The following is a 16,056-nucleotide window of genomic DNA, read 5'->3' on the forward strand; positions in this document are numbered from 1 at the left end:
TGAGAGAGCGCCGGTCCTGAGAGAGCGGCGGCCCTGAGAGAGCGGCGGCCCTGAGAGAGCGGCGGCCCTGAGAGAGCGACCGGTCCTGAGAGAGCGCCGGCCCTGAGAGAGCGCCGGCCCTGAGAGAGCGGCCGCGCCGGGGAGAGCAGCGCGGGAGGCGGGGCGCTACTTCAGGATCAGGCGGCCGGTGCGCTCGAAGGTCGCCAGGTCCGCCAGCGTCTCCTCGATGATCAGCGAGCGGGGCCCGGGCAGCGCGTCCACCGGGAAGAAGCCCGCGTCGACCGACTCGTCCGTGACCTTCTGCAGTTCGCCCTCCCAGGTGTGGATCCGGAAGGACATCAGGATCTGCTGGTACGAGTGCCCCCACTCGTTGGTGTACGTGGCCGAGCTGTGGAACGCGAACGGCGTCAGGGACGTGGCGCGCAGGCCGGTCTCCTCCCACACCTCGCGGATCGCGCACTGCTCCATGCTCTCGCCGAGCTCCATCGCGCCGGCCGGGATGGCCCAGCGGTGGTTGTCGGAGCGCTGGATCAGCAGGAGCCGTCCCTGTTCGTCGAGGATCACGCCCCGCGCTCCCACGAACAGCAGGGTGTCGGCGTCCCCGACACTGCTGCGTACCCGACCCAGATAAGACTCAGCCCACGTCAACGCCACACCACAAGACTAGGACGCCTTCTTCGTCGCCTTCTTCGCCGGTGCGGCCTTCTTGGCCGCGGTCTTGGCGGCGGTCTTCTTGGCGGGTGCCTTCTTCGCGGGAGCGGCCGGGGCGGACGGGCCGGACTCGCCGCGGGCCTTCTTCGCCCGCTCGACGGAGGCCTTCAGCGCCGCCATCAGGTCGACCGCCGCGGCCGGTGCCTCCTCGGCCTCCTCCGGCGCGACGACCTCGCGGCCCTCGACCTTGGCGTCGATGACCTCCTGGAGCGCCGCCCGGTAGTTGTCGGTGAACTCGTCCGGCTTGAAGCTGCCGGCCATCGAGTCGATCAGCGAGGACGCCATGGCGAGTTCGGCCGGGCGGGTCTCGATGTCGTCGTCCAGGAAACCGAAGTCGGGGGTGCGTACCTCGTCGGGCCAGAGCATCGTGTTGAGCACCAGGACGTCGTCGTGGACGCGGAGGGTGGCGAGCTGCTCCCGCTGGCGGATCGCGATCTTGACGATGGCGACCCGGTCGGCCTCGGTGAGGGCGTCGCGCAGGAGCACGTACGGCTTGGCGGCCTGGCCCTCCGGCTCGAGGTAGTACGCCTTCGCGAACAGCAGCGGGTCGATCTGCTCCGCCGGCACGAACTGCAGCACGTCGATCGCCCGGGACGTGGTCAGCGGCAGCTCGGCGAAGTCCTCGTCGGTCAGGATGACCATCTCGCCGCCGCCGATGTCGTACCCCTTGGCGATGTCGTCGTAGCTGACCACCTCGCCGTCGATGGAGCACGTGCGCTGGTACTTGATCCGGCCCCCGTCGGTGCGGTGCACCTGGTGGAAGCGGATGTCCTTCTCCTCGGTGGCCGAGTACAGCTTGACAGCGATCGACACCAGGCCGAACGAGACCGCGCCCTTCCAGATCGCCCGCATTGCCGCCTCCTACCCCCGTGAGCTGCTGCTCGATCAAGGATTGCATTACTGAGACGCCTGCGTAAGGTGTTCGTCCCTGCCTATGGTGATCAGGTGCCGGATGCGCCGTTGTCTCCGATGCTCGCGATGGCGGGGCCGCTCCCGCTCGGCGCGGGCTGGAGCTACGAGTTCAAGTGGGACGGCGTCCGCGTCCTCTCCTCGTTCCCGGGCGGCCCCCCGCGGCTGTGGGCCCGCTCCGGCACGTCCGTGACCCTCGCGTACCCGGAGATCGCGCCGCTGTCGCTGCCACCCGGCTCCCTGCTGGACGGCGAGATGGTCGTCCTCGACGCGGCGGGACGGCCGTCCTTCACCGCCCTGGCCGAGCGCATGCACGTGCGCGACCCCGGCAAGGCGGCGCGCCTGGCGGTCACGCTGCCGGTCACCTACATGATCTTCGACCTTCTCCGGTACGCGGGTGAGCCGCTTCTCCACCTCCCGTATTCCGAGCGGCGCGCCCGCCTCGAGCGCCTGGACCTGGGCGACGGGCCGTGGATGGTGCCGCCCGCCTTCACCGACGGTTCCGCCACCGAGGCCGCCGCGCGGGAGAACCACCTGGAGGGCGTGGTCGCCAAGCGGCTCGACACGCCGTACGTGCCCGGCGCCCGCTCGCCCGACTGGGTCAAGGTGAAGTTCGACCGGACCGGCGACTACGTCATCGGCGGGTGGCGGTCGGGCGCGCGGCGGCTGGGCGGCCTGCTGGTGGGGGTGCCGGGACCGGGCAGCGGGCTGCTCTTCCGGGGCCGGGTCGGCGGCGGGATCGGCGCGGCGGCCGAGCGTGAGCTGCTGTCCGTGCTCGCACCGCTGGCGGCGGCCAAGTCACCCTTCGCCGCCGGGGCGGTGCCCCGGGAGGATGCGCGCGGCGCGCACTGGGTAAGCCCGGATGTGGTGGTCGAGGTGCGCTACGGCAACCGTACGCCGGACGGCCGGCTGCGGTTCCCGCGCTTCCTGCGGCTGCGCCCGGACAAGTCGCCCGAGGAATGTGCCGAGGAGGACGATGCCTGAGCGATTCCCGGTCCAGATCGAGGGCCGCGACCTCGAGTTGTCGAACCTGGACAAGCTGATGTACCCGGCCGCGGGGTTCACCAAGGGCGAGGTCGTCGACTACTACACGCGGGTCGCGCCGGTGCTGCTGCCGCACCTGCGCGGCCGGGCGCTGACCCGGATCCGCTACCCGAACGGCGTCGACGGTGCCCACTTCTTCGAGAAGAACGCGCCGGGCGGAACCCCCTCCTGGGTACGCCTCGAGACACTGCCGGTGCCGGGGTCCACGAAGGCGCGCGAGACGATCGACTTCGTGGTGGTCGACGAGCTGGCCACGCTCGTGTGGGTTGCCAACCTGGCGTCGCTGGAGCTGCACACCCCGCAGTGGCGGATCGGCGAGCACCCCGACCTGATGGTGGTCGACCTCGACCCGGGCGCGCCGGCGGGGCTTCAGGAGTGCTGCGCGGTGGCGATGCTCATGCGGGATCGGCTCGGCGAGGACGGGCTGAGCGCGTACCCGAAGACGTCCGGGAAGAAGGGCATGCAGCTGTGCGTACCCATCTCCGGTATGCAGGATTCGGAGGCGGTGTCCGGCTACGCGAAGCGGGTGGCGGAGGAGTTGTCCGCGCGGGTGCCCGGTTCGATCACGGCGAAGATGGCCCGTGCGATCCGGCCCGGCAAGGTGTTCATCGACTGGAGCCAGAACGCGGCGGCGAAGACGACGGTGGCGCCGTACTCGCTGCGCGCCCTGGCGGAACCGACCGCTTCCACGCCTCTGACCTGGGAGGAAGTGGCGGCGATGGCGCTCGGGGACGAGCCCGCACGGCAGTTCGGCGCCGCGGAGGTACTCGAGCGCGTCGATGCGTACGGTGATCTGCTCGAGGATCTGCTGCGCCCCGGACCGGCTCTGCCCTGACGTCTTGAGGTACCTTGCGACGCAAGGTACCGTGTGCCGCATGGCAGAGGTGGCGCAGCTGTCGACCGGCCTGAGACGCGGCACTTTGGAGTTCTGCGTCCTCGCCATGGTCGAGCACGAGGACCGGTACGGCACCGAGATCGTGCGATGCTTCGGCGCCGAGACCAACCTCGCCGCCTCGGAAGGCACCATCTACCCGTTGCTGTCCCGGCTGCGCCGGGTCGGCTGGCTCGATAGCAAATGGAGCGAGTCGCCGTCGGGGCCGCCGCGGCGCTACTACGCCCTGACCGACAGCGGCCGGTCGGCGCTGGAGCACTTCCGTACGGAATGGGTTTCGTTTCGACAGACTGTCGACCGTCTCGTGGGGACCGGTGGGGAATGAGCAGCGACCGATTCGACGTAGTCGTCGCCGAGTACCTGCGCGAGGTCGAGCAGCGGCTCTCGGGCCTGCCCGTCCTGCAGCGCCGGGAGTTGCTCGGCGACCTGGAGGCACACATCGCCAACGAGCGCGCCGAGAGCGGCGTGTCCTCCGAGACGGAGTTGCTCCAGGTCCTGGAGCGGCTCGGCGCCCCCGAGGTGGTGGCCTCGGCGGCGTACGAGGAGGCCGGCCTCCCGGAGCCGACGATGCCGGTCCCGGTGGTGTCGGTGGGCGCGGTCCCGATGCCGGATGCGGTCGCGGCGGCGTCCGGCGGTCAGGTGTTCGCGGGGACGGTGACGTTCGCGGCGTCGTCGCGGTTCAGCGGGCGGGCGGAGCGCACGGCCTTCGTCGACACGTCCGAGGTCGCGGCGATGGTGGCCGCCTCCGACCCGGCCGCTCCCGCTGCTCCGGCTTCTGGGGCCCCGGCTTCTGGGGCTCCGGCTTCGCCTGGTCCGTTCTCGTCCGTGGCGGCGGTCGCGGCGCCGGGGTCCGCGCCGCCGGCCTGGGTGCCGCCCGCTCCCACCCCGCAGGCCTACCAGCCGCCGCCCTCGCCCGCGGTGATCCCGCCCCCCGACGACCTGCTGCGGAAGCGGCCCGGGCCCTACCCGCCCAGCGGCCCCGGACGCGCCTCGGCCGGCGCGATCCCCGGGTCCTCGCAGCCGGGATACTCCTCGGGCGTGCCGCCGTTCGGCCAGCCGCCGTACGTGGGGGGCCCGCCGCTCGCGCCGCCGCCCGCTCGATCCGGCAGTAGTCTGGGCTGGCTGCGCGCGGCGATCGCCGGTGTGGCCGTGCTCTTCTTCCTGGTCGCGCTCAGCTGCGTCGGCGGCGCGTTCCTGATGCGCAGCGGCTCGGTGGAGGAGGCGCCCGCCGTGGGCGTTCCCGTCCAGACCTTCAGCCAGGAAGCGACGGACGAGCCCACGGTCGCGGACACCACCGACGCGGTCCCGCCGCCCGGCGTCACCACCCCGCCGACCCAGCCGCCCACGCCGGAGGCCCCCACCACGCCCCCGCTGCCGACCGCCACCGCGACGGAGTAGCCGCGGCCGTGGCTACCACGCCGCCTGCGTGACAGCCACGCCCGCAGGCGGTAGCGCGCCCTGTCAGTCGATCTGCGGGAGGGGCGGGCCGAGCACGTCGTCCGCGTCGACGATCGTGTACGCGTAGCCCTGCTCCGCCAGGAACCGCTGGCGGTGCGCCGCGTACTCGGTGTCGATCGTGTCGCGGGAGACCACCGTGTAGAAGTGGGCCTGGCGACCGTCCGCCTTGGGGCGCAGGACGCGGCCCAGGCGCTGGGCCTCCTCCTGGCGGGAGCCGAACGTGCCCGACACCTGGATCGCCACCGCCGCCTCCGGCAGGTCGATGCTGAAGTTGCCGACCTTCGAGATGACCAGGGTGCGCAGCGTGCCGGCCCGGAACTCGTCGAACAGCCGCTCGCGTTCCTTGTTGGTCGTGGAGCCCTGGACGATCGGGGCGTCGAGGTATTCGCCCAGCTCGTGCAGCTGGTCGATGTAGCCGCCGATGACCAGCGTCTGCTCGCCGGCGTGCTTCTCCACGAGCGCGCGGACCACGGGCAGCTTGGTGCGGGCGGTGGCCGCGACCCGGTAGCGCTCCTCGGCGTCGGTCACGGCGTACGTCATCCGCTCGGCGTCCGTGAGGGTGACCCGGACCTCGGTGCACTCGGCCGGGGCGATCCAGCCCTGCGCCTCGATGTCCTTCCACGGCGCGTCGTAGCGCTTCGGGCCGATGAGCGAGAAGACGTCGCCCTCGCGGCCGTCCTCGCGCACCAGCGTCGCGGTCAGACCGAGCCGGCGGCGGGCCTGCAGGTCCGCGGTGAAGCGGAAGATCGGCGCGGGGAGCAGGTGCACCTCGTCGTAGATGACCAGGCCCCAGTCGCGGGCGCCGAACAGGTCCAGGTGGGTGAACGCGCCGCCGCGCCGGGACGTCAGCACCTGGTACGTCGCGATGGTGACCGGGCGGATCTCCTTGCGCTCGCCGGAATACTCGCCGATCTCGTCCTCGGTCAGCGACGTGCGGGCGACGAGCTCGCGCTTCCACTGCCGGCCCGCGACCGTGTTGGTCACCAGGATGAGCGTCGTCGCCTTCGCGGTGGCCATCGCCGCGGCGCCGACCAGCGTCTTGCCGGCGCCGCAGGGCAGCACCACCACGCCGGAACCGCCGGCCCAGAAGCCGTCGACCGCCTCCTGCTGGTACGACCGCAGCGTCCAGCCGTCCTCCGCCAGGTCGATCTCGTGCGCCTCGCCGTCCACGTACCCGGCGAGGTCCTCGGCGGGCCAGCCCAGCTTGAGCAGCGCCTGCTTGAGCCGGCCACGCTCGGAGGGGTGCACCACGATCGTCTCGTCGTCGATGCGGGCGCCGAGCATGCCCGCGAGCTTCTTGCTCTTCGCCACCTCCACCAGCACGATCTTGTCGAGCCCGCGCAGGACGAGCCCGTGCGTCGGGTCGTTGGCGAGCTGGAGGCGGCCGTACCGATCCATGGTGTCGGCGACGTCGACCAGCAGCGCGTGCGGCACCGGGTAGCGGGAGAACTTGATCAGAGAGTCCACGACGCTCTCGGCGTCGTGGCCGGCGGCGCGGGCGTTCCACAGCCCGAGCGGCGTCAGCCGGTAGGTGTGCACGTGCTCGGGTGAACGCTCCAGCTCCGCGAACGGCGCGATGGCCATCCGGCAGGCCTGGGCGTCGGGGTGGTCGACCTCCAGCAACAGGGTCTTGTCGGACTGCACGATCAGGGGTCCGCCGCTCACCGAGGTGCCCTTCCACGAACGAAAAAGACCCTCCAGTGTGACACGGCTCCGGGCGTACCCGGGGAGGGTTGACCGGCCGTGCCACGCTTTCGCAGAGGTCGGCGAAGGATCCGCGCGCGACGGGGGAAACGGGGGCGCGCGGTCCCGATCATTCCTCCAGGACGGCCGCGGTGACCCGGTGCAGGGCGAACGTGTGCAGCGTCTCGGTCCGTTCGTCCTCCGCGCGCAGGTAGCCGGCGCTCAGCGACACCGGGCGGACCAGCCGGGACAGCGTCGCACCGTGCGCGTCCACGTAGCCGACCCAGACCCGCGCCTTCTCCCGCACCGCCTGCTGCAGCACCGCCATGGCCTGAGTGTGCGCCTGCACCGATGTGAGACCGGGCACACTCTGACCGTTCGCGGCCCGCACCGTGACGGGTGCCCGCCGGGCCGCGCGGGTGGCGATGTCGCCGCGCCGGATCTGCTCCACGACCCCGGCCAGTCGCGGGCCGGCCAGCAGCGGCCCGGCGGGCTCGGCGAGGCGGGCGGAGACGGGGGTACGGCTGGGAGCCCGCCGGGCCTTGGGGCGGGACAGGACGGCGGCGCCCGCGGAGTCCTCGGCGACCGGGGCGAACCCGGCGTCCCGCAGCGAACCCAGCAGCCGGGCCAGTTGCAGGGGGCTGACCAGCACCGTGGGGGCGAGCCGGCGCAGCGCCGCGTGGCCCAGCCGCTTGTCCGCGAGCACCTCGGCGACCAGCGCCTCGTCGTCGCTGCGCACGTAGGAGCCGGCCGAACCCGCGCGCAGCCCGCCGTGCTTGCGCGCCGCGTCGTCGATCAGATAGGTGAGGGCCTGCGGGATCGGCGTGCGGGATCGGCGGCGGAAGAGGGCGTGCAGGTCGGTGGCGGCGTACCCGACGTCGAGGGCCCGCCGGACGCTCGCCGCGGTGACCCGGTGCACGCTGGCACCGCCCGCCGACTCCAGCTCCGCCACCACGTCCAGCTCGGCCGCCAGCTCGGGCTCGGGCGGGCCCGGCACCACCACGGACAGGTCGGCCTGCACGAGGACGTGGTCGACCGGGGCGGGCAGGAGCGCGTCGAGCGCGCGGACCGGCTCCGAGGCGCCGGGCAGGCGTTCGCCGCCCGGACCGGTGCCCAGCGGATCGCCGCCGGGTTCGTCGTCGTCGCTCTCCAGGAGCCTTCCGTACGACGTGAGCGCCCCGAGCCCGGTCAGGCCCAGCATCGCCGCGCCGGTCAGGGCGTCCCGATGCGCCTGCTCCCGGCCCCGGGCCCGGCGCGGTGCCTGCCAGGCGAGCAGGGCCAGCACGTCGTCCGCCCGCGGCGCGGTGCCCGGGGGCATGCCGGCCAGCGCCGCCAGCACCTCCCGCCGGGCCTGCGGTGCGCCCGCCCGTTCGGCGTCCGGTGCCAGCGCGTTGATCGGGCGGTCGCGGTCGTCGCGCTGCCCGACCAGGCCGGGCTGGCGGGTCATCGCCAGCCACGCCGTCGCCAGGGCCGACCAGCGCTGGGCGGTGCTCAACGCCCGCCACAGGTCGTACGTGCCGGTGGGCAGGAAGATCTCGTCGGCCGTGCCGGTCGCGCGGCTCGTCGACACGCCCCGGCCGGTGCCCGCGACGTCGGACTCGCCGAGCAGGCCGGCGGCGTGCGCCACCTCCAGCAGCAGGGCCGTGGCGGGCTCCTCCAGGCCGACCGCGCGGGCGAGACGCTTGAGGTCGCGTACGCCGAGACCCCCGGTCTTGAGCACGGCGGCGGGCTCGACCGCCAGGGCCTCCAGCAGCGACTCCGTGGTGCGCACCGCCTCCATGACCTGGCCGGCCCCCGCCGAGTCGACGGACTTCGGGTCGCGGACCTGGCCTTCCGGGGCCGGCGGGAACGGCCGGAGCGCACCCAGCGGCCCCGAGTCGCGGCGCAGCAGCAGCCCCACCTCGCGCGGCAGCTCCACCAGCTCGCCGTCGGCCCGGGGAGCCCGCCCCGCGTCGGAGACCGGGACCAGGATGTGGTTGTCGATCAGCCACCGCACCGGCTCGGCGACGCTGCCGCCCGAGCCGAGGGTGCCGACCGGCGGGCCGGCCGCGAGCCGGTCCAGCACGGCCCTTGCGCCCGGAGGAGCGGCCAATACCGTACGGCGGAGCTTGGCCTTGTCCGCACACAGCGCCGCCGCCTGAGCGTCCAGGTAGTCGGCGGGACGGCCCAGCCCCGCCGGGTACGGCGACGTCACCTCGTCGACCGCACCGACCACCTGCAGCGCCTCCTCGGGACCGTGCAGCAGGAACCGGGCCCGCAGCCGCCCGACGGCCACCCGGACGTCCTCGGGGTCGGCGGCCGGGGCCAGCGCCAGGATCGCGGCGACCGAGGTCAGCGCGGAATCCTCGGCCCGGCTCAGCCGCGCGGCGTCGAGCACGGCCAGGGTGAACTCGTCCAGGCCGTCCAGGCACCGGGCCACCGAGCCGCGGGACTGGGCGCGTACGGCGAGGGCGGAGACGTCGGACGGCACGGGCACGACGAGATCGGGGCGCAGCTGGATCAGCGCGCCCAGGGCGTCGTCGGACAGGGACCGGAGCTGGTCGGCGAATGCGGTGGCCATCGTCGTCAACGCTAGCCGCCGTGGGACGATTGGCGGGGGTCCGGGCCGTGACCGGATTGACAGAGCGACCAAGGGGAGTGACCTGTGGGGGCGGACAACAAGATGCCGGGTACGGCCGTGGAGGCCGGGGCGGCCACCCAGAAGCCGGGCCGTCAGTCCTCGATCAAGGAGGGGCACCTGGCCGTCTCCGAGCTGATCAGCGACCGTGCGGCGGCGCCTTCGCCGTTCGGCGACGACCAGACCTTCCCGCTGCCGGTGGAGCGCCTGACGTACACCCCGACCACGACCCCGTGAGGCCCGGCGCGGGCGGGCGCCCGGCCGTCGGGTTCGACCTGGACATGACCCTGATCGACTCGCGGCCCGGCATCCGGGCGGCCTACCTGGCGCTGACCGAGCGCACCGGGGTGCACGTCGACGCCGATCTGGCGGTCAGCCGGTTGGGGCCGCCGCTGCGGACGGAGCTGCGCGAGTGGTTCCCCGAGGCGGACGTCGAGCAGGCGGTCGACACCTACCGGGCGCTGTACCCGGACTACGCCATCGCGCCGACCGTTCCCATGCCGGGGGCGGTCGCCGCGCTGGCCGCCGTACGGGAAAAAGGTCTCCGGGTGGTGGTTGTCACATCGAAGCTCGGCCGGCTCGCGGAGCTCCACCTCGCCCACCTGGGCCTGGACTACGACGAGCTGGCCGGTGACCTCTTCGCGGAGGGCAAGGCCGCGGCGCTCGCCGAGCACGGCGTGCGCTGGTACGTCGGCGACCACACGGCGGACATGATCGCGGCCCGCACCGCGGGAGTTCCCGGCATCGGCGTGGCCACCGGCCCCTGCTCGGCGGAAGAGCTGGCCGGGGCGGGGGCGGCGCACGTGTTGCCGGACCTCACCGGCCTGCCCGTTCTGCTGCGGGAGATAACGGTTGGGACCTGACCCGGCCGGTCGATAACCTTGCCGTGAGCAGTTGAGTCCATTGAGTGAGTTGAGGTCAGCGGTGCCCACGGGTCGAGTGAAGTGGTACGACGCGGCGAAGGGGTTCGGGTTCGTCACCAGCGATGAGGGCGGGGACGTGTTCCTGCCCAAGGGCGCCCTGCCGTCCGGGGTCGCCGACCTCCGGGCCGGTCAGCGGGTCGAGTTCGGCGTGGTCGACAGCCGTAAGGGCGCCCAGGCGCTGGGGGTGAAGGTGCTCGACGCCCCGCCGTCGGTGGCCGAGCTCCGACGCCGCCCAGCCGACGAGTTGCACGGCATGGTGGAAGACATGATCAAGGTGCTCGAGGCGAAGGTCCAGCCCGACCTGCGCCGCGGGCGCTATCCGGACAAGCGGACGTCCCAGAAGATCGCCCAGCTCGTGCACGCGGTGGCGCGCGAGCTCGAGGTCTGACGTAGCCGAAACGAAGGCCGCCTCCGGGCGGCCTTCGTCGTCATTGCACCTTCGTCCACGTGGCGAGTCCGGCAGTGCCCGCCGCCGGTCGACGGCGCGGCAGCGTCGGGCTCGATGTCAGGTGGAAAGAGGGTTCACCGGTGGCGGTCTGTCAGGTCAGGAGGCTGGGGACCGGCGGGGTCAGGCCGGCCGCGGCCGCGCGTCCGAGGAGGGCGTCCGCCGCCGCGAGGCCCTCCTTGCCGAGGTCCAGGGTGAACTCGTTGACGTAGAGCTCGATGTGCTGCTTGACCACGTCCGGCTCCATCTCCTGGGCGTTGGCCAGCACGAACTCGCGGCTCGCGTCCGGGTCGGCCCAGGCCATGCTCACCGAGGTGCGGATCCACTCCGCCGCCTCCTGCGGGTCGACGGCGCCCTTGCGGGCCAGGATCGCGCCGAGCGGGATGGGCAGGCCGGTGTCCGACTCCCACCACTCGCCGAGGTCGGCCAGCGCGGTCAGCCCGAACCGGGGGTAGGTGAACCGGGCCTCGTGGATCACCAGGCCGGCGTCGAACGTGCCGTCGGCCACGCCCGGCATGATCTGGTGGAAGGGCACGACCTCGATGCGCGCCGGCGGATTGTCCTGCGACCAGAGCCGGAACAGCAGGTAGGCCGTGGTGCGATCGCCGGGCACGGCCACCGTGGCGCCGCTGAGGTCGCCGTCGTGGCCCTCGCGGGTGAGGACCAGCGGGCCGCAACCCCGGCCCAGCGCTCCGCCGCACGGCAGCAGCTCGTAGTCGCCGAGCAGCCAGGGCAGCGCCGCGTAGCTGACCTTGACCAGGTCGAACTCCCCGCGCTCGGCCGCGGTGTTGGTCACGTCGACGTCCGCGAACGTGAGGTCGACCGTCTCGGCAGCGGGGATCAGGCCGTGCACGAGGGCGTGGAAGACGAAGGTGTCGTTGGGGCAGGGCGAAACCGCCAGAGAAAGCGCCACGCCCTCACCGTATCGACGGCGGCGGTGGGATACCCCTTCGCGGCGGTGTCTGCATTGCCACACGTTGCCTGCCCCACACCGGGGCAACCCGCGGCGCCCGTGATCGTTCCGCGCGCGGCGCGGGGACTTCGCCGGTGTCGATCCGCTGCTCGGCAAGCTTCCTGTCCACAGGGTTATCCACAGGCCTTCGCGGTGGCCGTGGTGAGGGCGGAGAATGCTTCCGCGAGACGCCAGGCGGCCCGGTCGCGGGGGCCGACCGGGTTGGAGATCGTGCGCAGTTCGGCGAACGGCACACCCGCGTCCCGGGCGGCGCACGCCACGCCGAAGCCCTCCATCGCCTCGGCCACGGCGGCGGGGAAACGGCTGCTCAGGGCGGCCGCGGTCGACGCTGTGCCGGTCACCGTGGCGAGGGTGAGCACGTCGCCGACGACGGCGTGCGGCAGAGCGGAGGCGAGGGTGGCGAGCAGGGCCGCGTCGGCGTCGGCGACGCTGCTGCCGAAGCCGAGTTCCTCGACGGCCAGGAAACCGCCGGGGGCCTCGGCCCCCAGATCGGCGGCGATGCTGCGGGCACCGAGCACGGTCGCGCCCACCTCGGCCCGCCCGGGGAAGCCACCCGCGATGCCGGCGCTGAGCACCGCCCGGTAGGGGTGACCCCGCGCCTCGGCGAGGGCGAGCAGGCGGGCGGTGCCGGCGGCAGCCGCGGCGGGACCCACCCCGACCGGTACGACGTGGACGGTCAGGGGATCGGCGCCGGCCCGGACCGCTTCGGCCTCCGCCTCGACAGCGGTGACAACGAGCAACCGCCCCGGCCCGGCCTCGGCGGGGCGAGTCGGCAAGCCCGCTTCGGCCGTGGGCCGCGCCGGCAGTCCCTGGCGGGCCGGGGTGTGCGCGGGACTGGGGGTGGCCGGGGTGTGCGCGGGGCTGGGGGCCGCCGGGGGCTGCGCAGGCTGCGGGGAGGCTAGGGCCTGCGCGGCGCGCGGGGAGGCTGCGGGCTGCGGGGAGGCTGGGGCCTGCGCGGGGTGGAGGGCGGCCGGGGTAGGGGCGGGGCGGGGCGGGGAGCCCGGTTCGGTCTCCGGCGGGGTCATGGCTTTGCTTCGTCCTGGTGGGGGCCGTTGCCGTTCGTGGCCGAGGACGGGCGGTAGATGTGGAACCCGGGCGGTGCGAGCTGGTCGTCGTCGTGGGCGCTGCCCGGCGTCGGCGGGGGTGTCACTTCCGCCGTGCCGTTCGCGGACGGGGGAGAAGGCGGCGTGGTCGCCGGCGGCGGCGGTGCGGGCTCCTGGGACTTGGCGCCGGGCCGGGAGAAGAGCCGGCGCTTGCGCGGCTCGGGTGGCAGCGAGCCCGCCGAACCGATGCCCGGAGGAGCCGGTGGCCCGGGAGGGGTCGGCCCGAGCGGGCTCGGCCCGGGAGGGGTCGGCCCGAGCGGGCTCGGTCCGGGTGGGTTTGCCGGGGGGCCGGCGGCGGCCGTGGTGCCGGGTCGGAGGGCGGCGCCCGCGGGGGCCGGGGATGTCGGGATGCTCTCGGCCTCGGTGGGCGGGGTGGGTTCCGCTGCCGCTACGTCCGGGCGTCCGTGGAGGCGTTCCTTGTGCAGGCGGCCGGCCACGATTGTGCCGCGTACCGCCGCTGCCACCGCGAAGGCCGCGGCCACGGCGATGCCGATGCGGCCGTCGAGGGGGATGATGCCGACCGCGCCGCCGACGACCCAGGCGATCATCAGGACGGTTTCCGAGTGGGCGAAGGCGCTGGCCCGCAGGCGTTCCGGCACGCGTTCCTGGATGCTGGCGTCGACCGCGAGCTTCGAGATGCCGCTGAAGACGGAGGCGACCAGCGAGAGCAGGGCCACCATCGGCAGGGTGAAGAAGATGGCGGCGAGGACCGCTACGCCGGCCGTGATGGTCAGGCCGCTCGATTGGAGGGCCACCGGGCGGCGGATGCGCAGGCGGGTGCCGACCGCGGTGGCCAGGAACGTGCCGACCGCCAGGGCGCCGCCGACCAGGGCCACCGCGCCCTGGCTGCCGATGTCGCGGCCGAAGAAGTCCGTTCCCAGGCCGCCGGCTTTGACGGCGAACGCGAGGTAGAGCAGGAGGAAGCCGTACAGGCAGCGGAAGCTGGCGCTGCCGATCAGCGTGTTGATGACCAGGCTGCCGGACAGCGGGCGGTCCGGGCCGCGGCGCAGCCTCAGCATGGCGCGGAACGGCCGCGGCACCTCCTCCGGCGGGTCCGAGTCGGCGCGGGGCGGCAGGCGCAGGGAGATGACCATGCCGACCAGGAAGATGATCGACGCGACGCGCAGCGGCCATTGCGGACCGAACTTGAACGCCAGCAGGCCGATGGGGGCGACCACCGCGCCCGCGAAGGTGCCGTAGACGCTGGCGCGGGCGCCCACCTGGGAGAGACCCACGCCGTCCGGCAACAGGCGGGGGACTGCCGCGGAGCGGGCCACACCGTACGCCCGGGAGAGCGCGAGCACCCCGAAAGCCGCCGGATACAGTCCCCAGCCGAGCAAATTGTCCGAGATGACGTACGCCAGGAACGCCCGGCCGAGCATCGTCACGGCGAGCGCATACCGGCGGCCGTGGCGGAAATGGTCCAGCAGCGGTCCCACCACCGGGGCCAGCAGCGCGAACGGCACCATCGTGATGAGCAGGTAGAGGGCGACCTTGCTGCGGGCCTCGCCCAGCGGCACGTTGAAGAAGATCGTGCCGGCCAGGCCGATGGCGATCAGCGTGTCGCCGGCGCAGGAGATCGCGTGGAGGTCGAAGAGGCGGATCATGCCGATCTCGTTGGCCGCGCCGCGGGCCCGGGCGTTGCCCACCCGCCGGGTCGCCCAGGCGCTGCCGCGCAGCCCGCCTCGCACCAGCATCCGCATCGCCTTGACGCCGGTGCCGACGGTGCGTCCGATCGTGGGAAGCAGCGGCATCGTCCCATCCTGTCGCATCGGGGCGACCCGCGTCGCCTCCCCCCGGCCGTGAGATGCGCCGGACACGCCGCGCGCCCGGCGCTGGCGGGCCTCGCCGTGGGCGCCGATGCCACAGGCGGCCGGCGGAGACGATTCGGCATCCCCGCCGAGCGGGCCCTGCGCGAGGCCCGCGGACGTATCTGGGGGAGTCGTTGTCACGGGGCCCGGTCGGTGGGGGACAATGGCTCGGTGACGACCAGGACCGCCGCGAACCGTGCCGCTCGACTCGACCAGGTCTGTGCCGATGCGGTCGGTGTGGCCCGGGGTGCCATCACCGATGTGGACGCCGCCGACATCGGCGAGCATCTCGAGGCGGTGGCCGAGGGCGACCGGCTCGTGACCCACTTCTTCGAGAGCCACCTCGACGGCTACAAGGGCTGGCGCTGGGCGGTCACCGTGACCCGGGTGCCGCGCTCCCGGCACGTCACCGTCTGCGAGACCGTGCTGCTGCCCGGGCCCGACGCGCTGCTCGCCCCCGGTTGGGTGCCGTGGAACGAGCGGGTGCAGCCGGGCGACCTGGGCGTGGGCGACCTCATGCCGACCGCCCCCGACGACGAGCGGCTCGCGCCGGGCTACGTGCTCAGCGACGACGCCGCCGTCGAGGAAACCGCCTGGGAGGCCGGCCTCGGCCGCCCGCGGGTGATGTCGCGCGAGGGCCGCATCGAGACGGCTCAGCGCTGGTACGACGGCGACTCCGGCCCGGAGGCACCGATCTCCACCGCGGCGCCGCGCACCGCCCGGTGCGGCACGTGCGGGTTCTACCTGCCGCTGGCCGGGTCCATGCGCGCGATGTTCGGCGTCTGCGGCAACCTGTACGCCCCGGACGACGCCCGCGCGGTCAGCGCCGACCACGGCTGCGGCGCCCACTCCGAGGCGCTCGTGGGCACCCCCGAACAGCCGGTCGAGGAGCTTCCGACCGTGTACGACGACAGCGAGGTCGAGGCGGTGGCGGTCAGCCGCGCCCCGGGCTCGGTGGAGGCCACGGAGCCCGCCGAGGACTACGGCCACAGCTGAGAGCCCACGCCGGGCGCACGAGTATGCGACCGGCGAGGTGCAGCGGCCGAACGGAGCACGTGGCGCGGACCGGGCGGGCGGCTGACTGGGTCGGGACGGCCCGCGCGGGGATGAAGCGGACCGGGACGCGGCCGCGGCCGGGGCCGGTCAGTCGGGCCGGTCAGTCGGGGTCGCGGTCGGGGTCGGTGACGGTGAACTCGGGGTGGCTCAGGGCTCGGCGGCGGCGCCGGTTGGCGTCGTGGCGGAGCATGGTGATCAGGCCCGGGATGCCGGCGAGGAGGCCGGCCAGGCAGGTCCACAGCCAGTCGTCGGGCGCGTCGGCGATGAGCAGGATCACGCCCGCGACGGCGAAGGCCGCGATGCCGGCGAGCGCGAACGGGACCATCGGCGGGTCGAGCGGTTCGGGCCGGGGCTTGGTGCCGGCCACCGCGTCCAGCCCGGGCACATGCCGTTCCGGAGATCCGGCGCCCTGAGACCCAGCGCCCGGAAGC

The 16,056-nt window shown here is 73.7% G+C and carries 16 protein-coding genes; 8 read left to right on the forward strand and 8 right to left on the reverse strand.

Features of this window, described 5'->3' with window-relative positions:
- Window positions 1-165 precede the first annotated feature (165 nt).
- Complete coding sequence (locus CLV70_RS15145) at window positions 166-654, reverse strand: NUDIX domain-containing protein (protein WP_106127119.1); 489 nt, start codon at window positions 652-654, stop codon at window positions 166-168.
- A gap of 9 nt (window positions 655-663) precedes the next feature.
- Window positions 664-1,563: a non-homologous end joining protein Ku gene (ku, locus tag CLV70_RS15150; RefSeq protein ID WP_106127120.1), complete on the reverse strand. Its 900-nt coding sequence runs from the start codon at window positions 1,561-1,563 to the stop codon at window positions 664-666.
- Window positions 1,564-1,656: 93 nt separating this feature from the next.
- Here ku and CLV70_RS15155 point away from each other — a divergent pair, with 93 nt between their 5' ends.
- From CLV70_RS15155 to CLV70_RS15170, 4 genes are read left to right on the forward strand one after another with little or no spacing between them, the layout of a single operon-like run.
- Window positions 1,657-2,604, forward strand: a complete 948-nt coding sequence (locus tag CLV70_RS15155) for an ATP-dependent DNA ligase (protein ID WP_106127121.1) — start codon at window positions 1,657-1,659, stop codon at window positions 2,602-2,604.
- Entirely contained in the window at window positions 2,597-3,499 is a 903-nt protein-coding gene (gene ligD / locus CLV70_RS15160) for a non-homologous end-joining DNA ligase (RefSeq protein ID WP_106127122.1), read from the forward strand. The genes CLV70_RS15155 and ligD overlap by 8 nt, the downstream gene beginning before the upstream one ends.
- A 40-nt stretch (window positions 3,500-3,539) precedes the next feature.
- Entirely contained in the window at window positions 3,540-3,881 is a 342-nt protein-coding gene (locus CLV70_RS15165; protein ID WP_106127283.1) for a PadR family transcriptional regulator, read from the forward strand.
- Entirely contained in the window at window positions 3,878-4,954 is a 1,077-nt protein-coding gene (locus CLV70_RS15170) for an HAAS signaling domain-containing protein (RefSeq protein ID WP_106127123.1), read from the forward strand. Before CLV70_RS15165 ends, CLV70_RS15170 begins: the two co-directional genes overlap by 4 nt.
- A gap of 63 nt (window positions 4,955-5,017) precedes the next feature.
- Here the strand turns inward: CLV70_RS15170 and CLV70_RS15175 are convergent, their stop codons facing one another.
- Together CLV70_RS15175 and CLV70_RS15180 are read right to left on the reverse strand one after the other, a co-directional pair.
- Window positions 5,018-6,679, reverse strand: a complete 1,662-nt coding sequence (locus tag CLV70_RS15175; protein ID WP_106127124.1) for a DNA repair helicase XPB — start codon at window positions 6,677-6,679, stop codon at window positions 5,018-5,020.
- A 148-nt stretch (window positions 6,680-6,827) separates the two neighbouring features.
- The gene (locus tag CLV70_RS15180) at window positions 6,828-9,257 is read right to left on the reverse strand and encodes a helicase-associated domain-containing protein (protein WP_106127125.1); all 2,430 of its coding nucleotides are present in this window, start codon (window positions 9,255-9,257) and stop codon (window positions 6,828-6,830) included.
- Window positions 9,258-9,341: 84 nt separating this feature from the next.
- On the opposite strand from CLV70_RS15180, the gene CLV70_RS15185 reads away from it, so the two are divergent.
- The 3 genes from CLV70_RS15185 to CLV70_RS15195 all read left to right on the forward strand — a co-directional run bounded on the left by CLV70_RS15185 (window position 9,342) and on the right by CLV70_RS15195 (window position 10,625).
- Window positions 9,342-9,551 (forward strand): hypothetical protein, encoded by a 210-nt coding sequence (locus CLV70_RS15185; protein WP_106127126.1) that lies wholly within the window; start codon window positions 9,342-9,344, stop codon window positions 9,549-9,551.
- Window positions 9,548-10,177: an HAD family hydrolase gene (locus CLV70_RS15190; RefSeq protein ID WP_281260458.1), complete on the forward strand. Its 630-nt coding sequence runs from the start codon at window positions 9,548-9,550 to the stop codon at window positions 10,175-10,177. Before CLV70_RS15185 ends, CLV70_RS15190 begins: the two co-directional genes overlap by 4 nt.
- A gap of 61 nt (window positions 10,178-10,238) precedes the next feature.
- Window positions 10,239-10,625, forward strand: a complete 387-nt coding sequence (locus tag CLV70_RS15195) for a cold-shock protein (protein ID WP_106127127.1) — start codon at window positions 10,239-10,241, stop codon at window positions 10,623-10,625.
- Window positions 10,626-10,776: 151 nt separating this feature from the next.
- Here the strand turns inward: CLV70_RS15195 and CLV70_RS15200 are convergent, their stop codons facing one another.
- From CLV70_RS15200 to CLV70_RS15210, 3 genes are all read right to left on the reverse strand, one after another.
- Complete coding sequence (locus CLV70_RS15200) at window positions 10,777-11,595, reverse strand: 1,4-dihydroxy-6-naphtoate synthase (RefSeq protein WP_106127128.1); 819 nt, start codon at window positions 11,593-11,595, stop codon at window positions 10,777-10,779.
- A 173-nt stretch (window positions 11,596-11,768) separates the two neighbouring features.
- The gene (locus CLV70_RS15205) at window positions 11,769-12,431 is read right to left on the reverse strand and encodes a futalosine hydrolase (RefSeq protein ID WP_245908236.1); all 663 of its coding nucleotides are present in this window, start codon (window positions 12,429-12,431) and stop codon (window positions 11,769-11,771) included.
- Window positions 12,432-12,676: 245 nt separating this feature from the next.
- Window positions 12,677-14,512 carry an MFS transporter gene (locus tag CLV70_RS15210; protein ID WP_106127130.1) on the reverse strand — a complete coding sequence of 612 codons (1,836 nt, stop codon included), beginning with the start codon at window positions 14,510-14,512 and terminating at the stop codon, window positions 12,677-12,679.
- Between the two features lie 210 nt (window positions 14,513-14,722).
- Between CLV70_RS15210 and CLV70_RS15215 the strand changes: the two genes are divergently transcribed.
- The gene (locus CLV70_RS15215; RefSeq protein WP_106127131.1) at window positions 14,723-15,565 is read left to right on the forward strand and encodes a DUF3027 domain-containing protein; all 843 of its coding nucleotides are present in this window, start codon (window positions 14,723-14,725) and stop codon (window positions 15,563-15,565) included.
- Window positions 15,566-15,725: 160 nt separating this feature from the next.
- On the opposite strand, the gene CLV70_RS15220 is transcribed toward CLV70_RS15215, so the two are convergent.
- Window positions 15,726-15,950, reverse strand: a complete 225-nt coding sequence (locus CLV70_RS15220; protein ID WP_106127285.1) for a DUF2530 domain-containing protein — start codon at window positions 15,948-15,950, stop codon at window positions 15,726-15,728.
- Between the last annotated feature and the right edge of the window lie 106 nt (window positions 15,951-16,056).

This window comes from Pseudosporangium ferrugineum, from assembly GCF_003002065.1.
GTDB lineage: Bacteria > Actinomycetota > Actinomycetes > Mycobacteriales > Micromonosporaceae > Actinoplanes > Actinoplanes ferrugineus_A.

Bases quoted from the DNA above. Each gene is read 5' to 3' on its own strand.
- ku (WP_106127120.1), bottom strand. From the start codon at position 1,563: ATGCGGGCGATCTGGAAGGGCGCGGTCTCGTTCGGCCTGGTGTCGATC.
- ligD (WP_106127122.1), top strand. From the start codon at position 2,597: ATGCCTGAGCGATTCCCGGTCCAGATCGAGGGCCGCGACCTCGAGTTG.
- CLV70_RS15165 (WP_106127283.1), top strand. From the start codon at position 3,540: ATGGCAGAGGTGGCGCAGCTGTCGACCGGCCTGAGACGCGGCACTTTG.
- CLV70_RS15170 (WP_106127123.1), top strand. From the start codon at position 3,878: ATGAGCAGCGACCGATTCGACGTAGTCGTCGCCGAGTACCTGCGCGAG.
- CLV70_RS15180 (WP_106127125.1), bottom strand. From the start codon at position 9,257: ATGGCCACCGCATTCGCCGACCAGCTCCGGTCCCTGTCCGACGACGCC.
- CLV70_RS15210 (WP_106127130.1), bottom strand. From the start codon at position 14,512: ATGCCGCTGCTTCCCACGATCGGACGCACCGTCGGCACCGGCGTCAAG.
- CLV70_RS15220 (WP_106127285.1), bottom strand. From the start codon at position 15,950: ATGGTCCCGTTCGCGCTCGCCGGCATCGCGGCCTTCGCCGTCGCGGGC.